Annotated in this window: 12 protein-coding genes; 5 read left to right on the top strand and 7 right to left on the bottom strand. The window is 51.9% G+C overall.

Annotated features, from left to right (window positions below):
- Positions 1-29 precede the first annotated feature (29 nt).
- From FDW94_RS16610 to sad, 6 genes are all read right to left on the bottom strand, one after another.
- On the bottom strand, positions 30-1,481 hold the full coding sequence (locus tag FDW94_RS16610; protein ID WP_137377909.1) for a tagaturonate reductase: 1,452 nt from the start codon (positions 1,479-1,481) through the stop codon (positions 30-32).
- Between the two features lie 106 nt (positions 1,482-1,587).
- Complete coding sequence (locus FDW94_RS16605) at positions 1,588-2,115, bottom strand: GNAT family N-acetyltransferase (RefSeq protein WP_137377908.1); 528 nt, start codon at positions 2,113-2,115, stop codon at positions 1,588-1,590.
- Between the two features lie 80 nt (positions 2,116-2,195).
- Positions 2,196-2,555: a DUF4186 domain-containing protein gene (locus FDW94_RS16600; RefSeq protein WP_008784753.1), complete on the bottom strand. Its 360-nt coding sequence runs from the start codon at positions 2,553-2,555 to the stop codon at positions 2,196-2,198.
- Positions 2,555-3,481: a glutaminase B gene (glsB, locus tag FDW94_RS16595; RefSeq protein WP_137377907.1), complete on the bottom strand. Its 927-nt coding sequence runs from the start codon at positions 3,479-3,481 to the stop codon at positions 2,555-2,557. Before glsB ends, FDW94_RS16600 begins: the two co-directional genes overlap by 1 nt.
- Positions 3,482-3,543: 62 nt before the next feature.
- The gene (locus FDW94_RS16590) at positions 3,544-5,121 is read right to left on the bottom strand and encodes a methyl-accepting chemotaxis protein (protein WP_137377906.1); all 1,578 of its coding nucleotides are present in this window, start codon (positions 5,119-5,121) and stop codon (positions 3,544-3,546) included.
- A gap of 103 nt (positions 5,122-5,224) precedes the next feature.
- Entirely contained in the window at positions 5,225-6,613 is a 1,389-nt protein-coding gene (gene sad, locus FDW94_RS16585; protein ID WP_137377905.1) for a succinate-semialdehyde dehydrogenase, read from the bottom strand.
- Between the two features lie 102 nt (positions 6,614-6,715).
- Between sad and FDW94_RS16580 the strand changes: the two genes are divergently transcribed.
- Together FDW94_RS16580 and FDW94_RS16575 are read left to right on the top strand one after the other, a co-directional pair.
- The gene (locus tag FDW94_RS16580; protein WP_137377904.1) at positions 6,716-7,591 is read left to right on the top strand and encodes a LysR family transcriptional regulator; all 876 of its coding nucleotides are present in this window, start codon (positions 6,716-6,718) and stop codon (positions 7,589-7,591) included.
- Positions 7,592-7,813: 222 nt separating this feature from the next.
- Positions 7,814-9,010 carry a sugar transporter gene (locus FDW94_RS16575; protein WP_008784749.1) on the top strand — a complete coding sequence of 399 codons (1,197 nt, stop codon included), beginning with the start codon at positions 7,814-7,816 and terminating at the stop codon, positions 9,008-9,010.
- Between the two features lie 43 nt (positions 9,011-9,053).
- Here the strand turns inward: FDW94_RS16575 and FDW94_RS16570 are convergent, their stop codons facing one another.
- Positions 9,054-9,719 (bottom strand): MarC family NAAT transporter, encoded by a 666-nt coding sequence (locus tag FDW94_RS16570; RefSeq protein ID WP_003832936.1) that lies wholly within the window; start codon positions 9,717-9,719, stop codon positions 9,054-9,056.
- Positions 9,720-9,976: 257 nt separating this feature from the next.
- Between FDW94_RS16570 and marR the strand changes: the two genes are divergently transcribed.
- Genes marR through marB form a run of 3 tightly spaced genes read left to right on the top strand, consistent with a single transcriptional unit; the run spans position 9,977 to position 11,062 of the window.
- Complete coding sequence (marR, locus tag FDW94_RS16565; RefSeq protein WP_003832935.1) at positions 9,977-10,411, top strand: multiple antibiotic resistance transcriptional regulator MarR; 435 nt, start codon at positions 9,977-9,979, stop codon at positions 10,409-10,411.
- Positions 10,412-10,429: 18 nt separating this feature from the next.
- Complete coding sequence (gene marA, locus FDW94_RS16560; RefSeq protein ID WP_003032424.1) at positions 10,430-10,813, top strand: MDR efflux pump AcrAB transcriptional activator MarA; 384 nt, start codon at positions 10,430-10,432, stop codon at positions 10,811-10,813.
- Between the two features lie 30 nt (positions 10,814-10,843).
- Positions 10,844-11,062 carry a multiple antibiotic resistance protein MarB gene (gene marB / locus FDW94_RS16555; RefSeq protein ID WP_003832934.1) on the top strand — a complete coding sequence of 73 codons (219 nt, stop codon included), beginning with the start codon at positions 10,844-10,846 and terminating at the stop codon, positions 11,060-11,062.
- Positions 11,063-11,493: the final 431 nt, after the last annotated feature.

Below are 11,493 nucleotides of genomic sequence, written 5' to 3'. Positions count from 1 at the left end.
CGGCCTGAGCCGGGTTGTCGGTAGTCGTCTTAGCACAGTGGCTTAACGGCTTCACGCATACCTTTTGCCAGAATGGTATCCAGATCGGCAGAGACCTGTTCCACCAGTCCAGAAACCTGCGTCAGATCTTGTTCCCAGTGTTCTTTGACACCCAGTACAGATTTGACCAACGCTTCGGTACTTATCTGGCGATCGCGATGCTGGGACCACAGCTGTTGAAAACGCTCTATCCAGTGCGCATCATCCTGAACCGGATAAGACTCACCGTTGCGCTCTCCACGATAAAAAGCAATTAACGCGGCAAGCGCAAACGTCAAACGCGCCGGCAGCTTACCGCTGGCCTGTTGCCCTGCCAGCAGTTGCGGCAATATACGGGTGCGGAATTTGGTCATGCCATTCAGGGCAATCGACAGCAGCTGATGTTTTATATACGGGTTGCAGAATCGACCGGTTACCGCGCTGGCGAAAGAAGCTAACTCATCACGTGGTAAATCCAGTACCGGAATGATCTCTTCATAGATCGCTTTCTCCACGAAAGCACAAATCTCAGCGTCATTCATCGCCTCGCCCACGGTGTCCAACCCTGCCTGCCAGGCAACAGGGACCAGCGCGGTGTGAGCACCGTTGAGAATCGCCACTTTGCGCTCTTTGTACGGTTTGATGTCCTCCACGATCAGGACATTCAGCGGATACTTATCCAGACGTAGTTCTGCGGCTAATGACTTCGGCCCCTGAATGACAAACAGATAGAAATGTTCTGCGGTATCGAGGAAAGCATCATGATAGCCCAGTTCAGCTTCGAGCTTAGCTACCTCATCACGCGGATAGCCGGTAACAATACGGTCCACCAGCGTGGAGCAAAATGCATTGGCCTGATCCAGCCACTGAATAAACGCTTCCGGCAGCGCCCATTCCTGAGCGTAGCGCAGAACCAGTTCACGCAGCGCATCGCCGTTATAATCAATCAGTTCGCAAGGGATGATAATCCAGCCTTTATCCAATGCGCCGTTAAAATAGCTGAAGCGTTCGAACAGCAGACGCGTCAGTTTAGCCGGATAACTAACCGCTGGCGCGTCGTCAAACTTATCGCCCGCGTGGTAACTGATACCTGCTTCCGTGGTGTTAGAGAACACAAAACGCATATCAGGATTATGCGCCAGCTTCAGGAACTCATCGTATTCGCTATAGACGCTGATTTCACGGTTAACTGAACGAATTAGACGGGCATCACTTACGGCCTCGCCCTTCTCATTCAAACCACGAATGATAGTGGTATAGAGGCCATCCTGCGTACTCAGCGATGGCGGGAAGGAACTTTCGATAGGACGAACAATGACCACACCAGCGTTCAGATCGGTATGCTCGTTGAGCAGATCTACCTGCCAGTCTACAAAGGCGCGCAGGAAGTTTCCTTCACCAAACTGAATAATGCGTTCAGGATACTGAGCACCGGGGAAATCGCGACGATTTAGTGTTTGCACAATGGGTTCCCTTTATGATTAGTCATACAACCTGATTGAATTGGTCCAATAGGTTAGCAAACTTTAATACATTGAAACCCTGTTTTGATCAATCCCCGGCGACAAATTAGAGCGTTTTATAGAAAAGTGTGGTTCCGGTCAGCGTCCCGTCGGGCATTTGGGCATAGTCAGGTATCACCCCTACCTTTTTCCACCCACAATTGTGGTAGAACAACTCCGCACCACTGCCCGTCGCCGTATCAAGCACCAGCAGCGTTTTACCTTGTTGACGCGCGCAACTTTCCAGTTCATTCATCAATTCACGGGCCAGGCCACCGCGTCGCGCTGAAGGGTGAACCAGCAGTTTGGCGACATCAGCACGATGAGGTTGATTTTCGGGTTGATCGATAATGAGTTGGACGGTACCGACAAGCCCCCCCTGCGCATTCTGCGTACCAAGAACGATCCGTTCACCGCGAGAAACACTTTGCGCGACCTTCATCCAGAAAGGCTCTGATTTTTCCCGATTAAAGGGCAGCATAAAACTGATGGAGGCGCCGTCATTGACGCACTGTTCAAGAACATCGCTGAGCTCGTCGATTCGCGACAGAATCTGTGCCGCGCTCAGCACAAAGCAGGGTTTGCCGGAAGCCATGGTTTCTCCTTAGATTGACCCCTTCATACTGCTTTTAACAATTACACAACACAAGGGGGCATATCATAGGATAATGTTATCTATGGCTTGTTCATTTGGAGCACTAGCCAGTGGTAAATAACCGTGACAACGTAACGTTGCTGTTCATCGTTTAGCGCTACACCCTGAGGTATATCATGCCATTTCGCCAGACACCCTCGACAGCACGTCGCCGTAGCATGTTGAGCAATAAATACCGGGTGACCACGCATAGGAGTCTGTTTTCCATCATTGGCGGGAAACGCAGGTGCCAGTCGTTTAGCTATAAAATCCGCAGCATGTTGTTCGATAACTGGTGCCCCTTTATCCAGACAATACTGCCTTTCTTTCTGACCAAGACGAAACCGCGAGCGAAACGTTGATTTCGCCAGCCGGGCAAAAAGAGGATCGAGCGTTTTCATCAGTAAACCGAGCGCCCCAGCTGTTGTGTTAATTGCTCCAGCACGGCGATACCGGCCAGTGAATTTCCCGCCGGATCCAGTTCCGGACTCCAGACAGCAATCGCCATCTCGTGTGGCACGATCGCCACGATGCCGCCACCCACGCCAGATTTCGCCGGAAGCCCGACCCGCCAGGCAAATTCCCCTGCGTTCTGATACATGCCGCTGGTCGCCATCAGCGCATTGATCTGCCGGGCCTGCATCGGAGTGACCACAGGCTCAGCAAGATGAAAGGCATGCCCTTGATTTGCCAAAAAGACAAAAGTCCGCGCCAGTTCCACACAGCTCATTTTCAGCGCGCAGTAGTGAAAATAGTTCTGCAAAACGGTGGGCACGTCATGGTGAAAATTGCCGAAGGATTTCATCAGCCAGGCAATAGCGGCGTTACGCGCCGAGTGCTCAAACTCCGATCGCGCGACCGTCGCATCATAGGCGATATCCGAAACGCCGCTTAATGCCCGCACCACTTCCAGCATCCGTTGACGCGGTGCGCTTAGACGCCCTTGCAGCATATCGCAAACCACCAGCGCCCCGGCATTAATAAAGGGGTTGCGAGGGATACCCTGCTCCATTTCCAGCTGCACCAGGGAGTTAAAAGGATGACCGGAAGGATCTTTGCCGACGCGCTGCCAGATCTCATCTTCCTGATAGTGACGCATCGCCACGACCAGACTGAGCACCTTTGAAATCGACTGAATAGAAAAACGTTCTTGCGCATCTCCCGCCTGATAGTGCTGTCCATCAACGGTACAGATAGCAATACCCAGTTTTGAACCGTCGACGGAGGCTAATGCCGGAATGTAATCAGCGACTTTACCCTGACCAATCAGCGGACGAACCTGCTGCACAATGGTCTCTAAAATTGAATTGTCCATGGCCCTGGCCACAACATGCTCCTTGCTCGCAGGTATGAAAGGCCTGCGAGTATAACAGAGCTGAATACGCAGCGTCAGGCCGGAAGGCGGAATCTGGCCACGGCCTGCATAAGCTGGTTAGATTCATGGTGAAGCTGTAAGGAAGAATCAGATGCAGCATTCACCAGATCACTGGTTTGTCGGGCTTCGCCGTTCAGGACATGGAGCTGACGGGTTAACTGATGAATACTGTTCCCCTGATTTAACGTTGCAGTCGAAATGTCGTTCAGTAACGCGCCGAGGTTTTCCACCAGTGCGATAACCTGCTGCAAATTCTTATCCAGTCCGTTAACCGCGTGAAAGCCCTCTTCAATGCCCTGTAACGAGTGTTTAATCAGTGTCTGAATGTTTTGCGTAGACTGACCACTTTTTCGCGCCAGCAGCCCAACTTCTTTCGCAACTACGGCAAACCCGCGCCCTTGCTCCCCGGCATGTGCTGCCTCGATTGCCGCGTTAAGAGCCAGGATATTCGTCTGAAATGCAATGTTGTCGATAAGCGTTGTAATCCCTCGCATTTCAGACGAGCGAGTCACAATCGCCTGCATTGACGCATTTACCGTCGCCATCATTCGGTCTCCACCTGCCGCAATATCACGCGCCTGCACTGCGCGTTGATTCGCCAGTTCAGCAAAGCCACTGTTATCCTCAACATGCGTTTCCAGAACCGAAATATGCGATGTCACAGTGCTCAACTCTTCACTTTGTTTTGCCGACTGCTGGTATAGCTGTTTATTGTTCTGCGCAAGTTCGTTGATATTTCCTACCATTGCGGTGGTGGCATCATTCACCTGCCGCACCAGCGCGCAGAGCCCCTGCTGCATTGCAGCAATACGCGAACTTAATTGCGTCACTTCCCGATTAAACTGACTCACCTGCGGGGCTGGCCGAGAAAGATCACCCGCCGCTAAAATATCGATATGATCGATCAGCCGTCGCAGCGGCATAATCACCCAACGGAACATACTACGCCAGACCAGAAAGGCGATAATCACAAGCACCAGAGGAATAAACAAAAATAGATTCTGTAAACGCTCAAGACTGGTCAACAGCTGCTGACGCCCAGCTTCCGCATGTCGCCCACTGTCCTGCTGAAAGCGCGCGTAATTACCGTTAAAGTCTGTCTGAAAGGCCTGCACGGGTACGGCAAAAAACGCATCAATGGAACCTGACTGCATCAGCCCATCCGCCTGCTCCTGAATACCGCTATAAAAACGCTGATAGCTCTCCGTTAGACCCGGGTCCGACTGCGGCTTCATATCCCGCCAGGCATCCCATGCACTTTTTGACTGCGCCAGCGCCCGATACGCCTCTTCCATTAACGGACGCCAACTCCCGTCCGAACCGGTGGCGGCATCCTGCATAAAATAAATTCCCGCACGGTTAAGTAAATCGCTGGCAGATAATAACGCCACCCGCGCTTCATCGACCTTTGCCTGCTGCAAAAGCGCGAGTTGATTACGCCCTTCATTATGCTGTGCGTCGCTGACTGAGGCCGAGAGCATCAAGGAGGACACGACCTGCAAAACAGAGAACAGCGCAATAATGCAAAAAATGCCGGTTAACAGACCGAACTGACGGGGTATTAGACGATGGAAAATTTGCGTTATGTTCATATTACTCTTCTGTATCAAAGCGTTAGCCGCGAGTGTACTGAGAGTAAATGACAGAAAAATTGCAGAAATAAGACAGGTGCCCCCAGCGGAGGCACCCACACCATCAAAGGCGGTTTTTCCAGACGGTCTGCACGTTACAAAACTCATGCAGGCCAAAGTGAGAAAGTTCGCGGCCAAAGCCACTTTTCTTCACACCACCAAACGCAACGCGGGCATCGCTGGCGCTGTAACCATTGATAAATACGCCACCACACTCCAGGCGTGACGCCATCTTCTGCGCCAGCGCTTCATCCGCAGTAAACACCGTGGCGGATAAGCCGAAATCACTGTCATTCGCCAGCGCTAAGGCATGTTCAGCATTCTTCGCCACGGTAATTGCCGCAACCGGACCAAACAGCTCCTGGCGGAACGCCGTCATCTCTGGAGTGACATCGCCCAGTACCGTCACGGCATAGTAATTGCCCTGACCCGCAATTTTTTCCCCGCCGAGAAGTAACCGTGCCCCTTCGGAAAGGGTGGCTTCTACCTGCTGGTGCAGCTCATCACGCAGATCAAATCGCGCCATCGGCCCCAGATCGTTTTCTTCGTTCAGCGGATCACCCATTTTGAGCGCGCTCGCAGCGGCCACAAAGCGTGAAGTAAACTCTGCCGCAATCCCTTCTTCGATAATAAAGCGCTTGGCTGCCGCACAAACCTGCCCGGTGTTCTGATAACGCCCAGCGACCGCCGCCTTAACGGCCAGATCGAGGTCAGCATCATTGAGGACAATAAACGGATCGGAGCCGCCCAGTTCAAGCACACATTTTTTTAGAGCGGCCCCAGCCTGAGCGCCAATCGCCGCACCGGCACGTACACTGCCTGTCACCGTTACCGCCGTAATACGCGGGTCATTGATCATCTGACTGACCCCGGCGTTATCGGCATTCACCCAACCGTAAACCCCCGCGGGTACACCAGCATCAGCGAAAACCTGCGCAATAATTGCAGCACAGCCAGTCACGTTAGGCGCATGCTTTAACAGGTAGCCATTTCCGGCCAACAGAATCGGGACGGCACCTCGCATTACCTGCCATAGCGGGAAGTTCCACGGCATGATCGCCAGAATGGTTCCTAGCGGACGATATTCAATCACTGCCTGGTTATTCTCCACCAGCGTAGGTTCCGGATTGAGCATCGCCGGTCCATGCTCGGCGTACCAGTCACACAATGCAGCTGACTTGGCGACTTCAGCACGCGCCTGCTTAATGGGTTTACCCATTTCACGTGAGATACACTGCGCCATCTCTTTCGCACGATGGCGCAGAGATTGCCCGATCTGGTGCAGCGTTTGCGCACGGTGCTCAACGGAAGTATGTTTCCATTCGCTATAGCCATTCGCGGCAAGGTTCAGCGCATGATCAATCTCTTCCGCGCTGGCCCACGGCGTCGCCGTCAGCCTTTCACCGCTGGCAGGGTCAATGGAAATCGCATGTGTTGCTGCTGTGATAGTCATAAGTGCCTCTCTTTATCGCAGGGTATGGTTATATCATGAGCATATTTACTCTTTCTGAAAAATGAATAATATTAACCATACCATTCACGAATAGAGAAGATTATGGATCTGACGCAGCTGGAAATGTTCAATGCCGTCGCGGAGACTGGCAGTATTACACAGGCCGCCGCGAAAGTGCATCGCGTGCCATCCAATCTCACCACCCGTATACGTCAGCTTGAAGCCGACCTGGGCGTTGATCTGTTTATTCGTGAAAACCAGCGCCTGCGGCTTTCCCCATCCGGGCACAACTTTTTGCGCTACAGCCAGCGGATCCTGGCACTGGTTGAGGAAGCCAGGATGGTCGTCGCCGGGGATGAGCCACAAGGACTCTTCTCTCTCGGCTCGCTTGAAAGTACAGCAGCAGTTCGCATCCCCGCCACGCTGGCTGAATATAATCAGCGTTACCCCAAAATTCAGTTCGCGCTGGCGACAGGTCCTTCAGGCACAATGCTGGACGGCGTACTCGACGGAACATTGAACGCGGCCTTTGTCGATGGCCCAATTACCCATCCGGGACTTGAAGGAATGCCGGTCTACCGTGAAGAGATGATGATCGTGACGCCGCACGGCCATCCCCCCATTCAGCGGGCCAGCGACGTCAACGGTTGCAGTATTTACGCCTTTCGCGCCAACTGTTCCTATCGCCGCCATTTTGAAAGCTGGTTTCATGCCGATCGCGCCATGCCCGGCACCATTCATGAAATGGAGTCATATCACGGCATGCTGGCCTGCGTCATTGCCGGTGCGGGTATCGCACTGATCCCGCGATCGATGCTGGAGAGCATGCCAGGGCATCATCAGGTCAACGCCTGGCCGCTAAGCGAGAACTGGCGCTGGCTGAATACATGGCTGGTCTGGCGCAGAGGTGCAATGACACGTCAGTTGGAAGCGTTTATTGAGGTGTTGAACCCTCAGTTATCACAGAGCCTGGAGTAACTGGCAATCCTCAAAGAACATGAATACCTGTAAATCCGGGTGAAGTCATACGCCCGGAATTTCATTATTATTGAAATACTTAAAAATCCGAGGAATGTTCGGCAGCACATTGTGGCGCCCTGCCAATGAAATGAGATCCATATCACAAAATGATTGTATTTTCGCCAGCAAACGTTTTAAGATCGTGGCCTTACCTTTTCGCAGCTAATCCTCTTATTTGATATGACAACAGACACTGTTTCCCGCAAGGTCGCGTGGCTACGGGTAGTTACGCTTGCCATTGCCGGTTTTATTTTCAATACCACCGAGTTTGTTCCTGTCGGCTTGCTGTCCGACATCGCACAAAGCTTCAATATGCAGACCGCTCAGGTCGGGATCATGCTGACGATCTACGCCTGGGTTGTCGCCCTGATGTCGCTCCCTTTTATGTTACTTACCAGTCAGGTGGAGCGCCGAAAACTGCTGATCTGTCTGTTTGTTGTGTTTATCGCCAGCCATGTGCTCTCTTTCCTGGCATGGAATTTTACCGTGCTGGTAATTAGCCGTATTGGTATTGCTTTTGCGCACGCTATTTTCTGGTCGATTACCGCATCGCTGGCGATCCGCCTGGCCCCTGCCGGTAAACGTGCACAGGCTCTCAGCCTGATTGCCACTGGCACCGCGCTGGCGATGGTGCTTGGCCTGCCAATCGGACGTATCGTCGGTCAGTATTTTGGCTGGCGCACGACCTTCTTCGCCATCGGTATGGGGGCGTTAGTTACCTTGCTTTGCCTGATAAAGCTCCTGCCCAAACTACCCAGTGAGCACTCCGGCTCTTTAAAAAGCCTGCCGGTGTTATTCCATCGTCCCGCATTGATGAGTCTGTATCTACTGACGGTGATTGTGGTCACCGCACATTACACGGCCTACAGCTATATCGAGCCGTTTGTGCAGACCGTCGCGGGTCTGAGCGCAAACTTTGCTACCGTGCTGTTGCTGGTTCTGGGTGGCGCGGGAATTGTCGGTAGCGTCATTTTCGGTAAGCTGGGGAATCTGCATGCATCCGTGCTGATTAGCAGTGCCATTGCCCTGTTGACGGTATGCCTGGTGCTGTTACTTCCGGCTGCTGACAGCGAAATGCACCTTGCTGTCCTGAGTATTTTCTGGGGCGTCGCCATCATGCTGATAGGTCTGGGAATGCAGGTGAAAGTGCTGGCGCTTGCTCCGGATGCCACTGACGTCGCAATGGCGCTGTTCTCAGGCATCTTTAATATCGGTATTGGCGCTGGTGCGCTGGTAGGCAATCAGGTGAGTTTGCACTGGTCGATGTCTACGATTGGTTACGTCGGCGCAGTGCCTGCCGTGGTGGCGTTGATATGGTCGGTGATTATCTTTCGTAAATGGCCGGTATCGCTGGAAGAACAGCCTCAGCATTCGTGAAAAATGTGCCCGGTAGACATTAACGATTACCGGGCACAGTGTTTTAAGCGTAGGTTTTGATAATTTCCAGCACGCCGTTAATAATAAACTGCACGCCCATACACACCAGCAAGAAGCCCATCAAACGAGAAATCGCTTCGATACCACCTTTGCCGACCAGGCGCATGATCCCCCCGGAACTGCGCAAACAGCCCCACAGGATAATCCCAACAACCGCAAAAATAATCGGCGGTGCGACCATGATCACCCAGTCCGGAAATTCGGAACCATGACGCACGGTTGACGCGGAACTGATGATCATCGCAATCGTCCCCGGACCGGCAGTGCTTGGCATAGCCAGCGGTACAAAGGCGATATTGGCAGTCGGCTCGTCTTCCAGCTCTTCTGACTTGCTTCTTGCTTCCGGAGAATCATGCGCCTTCTGCTGCGGAAACAGCATCCGAAAGCCGATAAACGCAACGATTAACCCACCCGCAATACGTAGTCCGGGAATCGAAATCCCGAAGGTATTCATCACAAGTTGCCCGGCATAGTACGCCACCATCATGATGGCAAACACGTAAACGGACGCCATGAGTGACTGACGGTTACGCTCTGCGCTGTTCATATTGCCTGCAAGGCCAAGGAACAACGCTACGGTGGTTAACGGGTTTGCCAACGGTAACAGGACTACCAGCCCAAGTCCTATCGCTTTAAACAAGTCCATCATAATGTCATCTTTCCTGTGCGTTAATCGTCAACGGCAAGTATACGGTGAAATCCGCGAGATAAGCCATTTTCGCGATGTAAGGATTCATTTTTCATCCACGCGTATAAACCATAATTATCAGATCGTTAAAATTTCACTCATCGGATGTTGAGTCTGATGATTTAACAAAACGTGGCATTTGCTGACTCATTCATTTGACTTATATTTGCCTAAGCAATAATATCAGCCGTGACTAACTACTTGCCAGGGCAACCATTGTGAAAAACACCAGTGATCTGTTTAACGAAATCATCCCACTGGGTCGTTTGATCTATATGGTTAATCAGAAAAAAGATCGTTTGCTAAACGACTATCTGTCACCGCTGGATATCACGGCATCGCAGTTCAAGGTGCTCTGCTCCATCCGTTGCGCGGTGTGCATCACCCCTGTCGAATTGAAAAAAGTGCTGTCTGTCGACCTTGGCGCCCTGACGCGGATGCTGGACAGACTGGCCTGTAAAGGCTGGATCGAAAGGCTTCCGAATCCACATGACAAGCGTGGCGTGCTGGTGAAACTCACTGAGCATGGCGCAGCAATTTGCGAGCAGTGTCATCAATTAGTAGGGCAAGACCTGCACCAGGAATTAACAAAAAACTTAACGGCGGATGAAGTAGCCACACTTGAGCACTTGCTTAAGAGAATCCTGCCGTAAACAGAAAGAGGTATGACGATGTCCAGACGCAATACTGACACAATCACTATTCATAGCATTTTGGACTGGATCGAAAATAACCTTGAATCGCCGCTCTCGCTGGAAAAAGTGTCTGAGCGTTCAGGTTACTCCAAATGGCACCTGCAACGGATGTTTAAAAAAGAAACCGGCCATTCACTGGGTCAATACATTCGCAGCCGTAAAATGACTGAAATAGCGCAAAAATTAAAAGAGAGTAACGAGCCCATTCTTTATCTGGCAGAGCGTTACGGTTTTGAGTCTCAGCAGACGCTGACCCGGACATTCAAAAACTATTTTGATGTTCCGCCGCATAAGTACCGTATGACGAATATGCACGGCGAATCACGCTATTTGCTTCCACTCAATCAATGTAATTGCTAATCGCCAGTTAACGACGTAACCGAGGAAATCATGAAACTTCTGTCTTATGCAATGCTGGCCCTGCTGTTTGTTGTTTCGGGCCAGAGCATGGCGGAACAGACCGCGCAACCTGCCACCCAGAACAGTCGCGACGCGATGATTATGCCCCCTGCGCACGATCAGTCCCCGTTCGATTTTAATCATATGGGTGCAGGCAGCGACAAGTCCGACGAATTAGGTGTGCCTTATTACAATATGCGCAACCTGTAATTATATTGCCCAGCAACTGCGGTAATGCCTGTCAGTTAGCGCCTCAGTTTCAGTAAGCATCAACCTGTGCTGGCGGAGGTAAATAACATGCTATCTAGGAGAAAGAGTTCCGTTCACCTCATGTGCATTGCTTCTCTAAAACACTGACTCCAGTGAACGTGTAAAGGGCGTTCTCCGCCACGCCCTTTACAATCCCGGCTCCCGGCAGGAAAATTGTTGCTGCGCAATACCCTCCGCTTATTCCTCCAGGCTACCGGGCCGGGCGCGATGTAACGTCCCTGTAAAGCGCGCCCTGAGCCAGCATCCATGCTGGCTCTCCCGGCCTTACGGAAACACGTCGGCAATTTTCAGCCGGACCAGTCCACACCTCACCACCTACGCTTTTATTTGAATATCTCTGAACAGCAATACGGATATAACTGGAAGTCAGT

Origin of the sequence: Citrobacter sp. wls757, from assembly GCF_005280935.1 — a bacterium.
In the GTDB taxonomy this organism is placed as follows: domain Bacteria; phylum Pseudomonadota; class Gammaproteobacteria; order Enterobacterales; family Enterobacteriaceae; genus Citrobacter; species Citrobacter portucalensis.
Note: the sequence above shows the minus strand (reverse complement) of the source record. Positions and strands in the feature narration are given on the sequence as shown.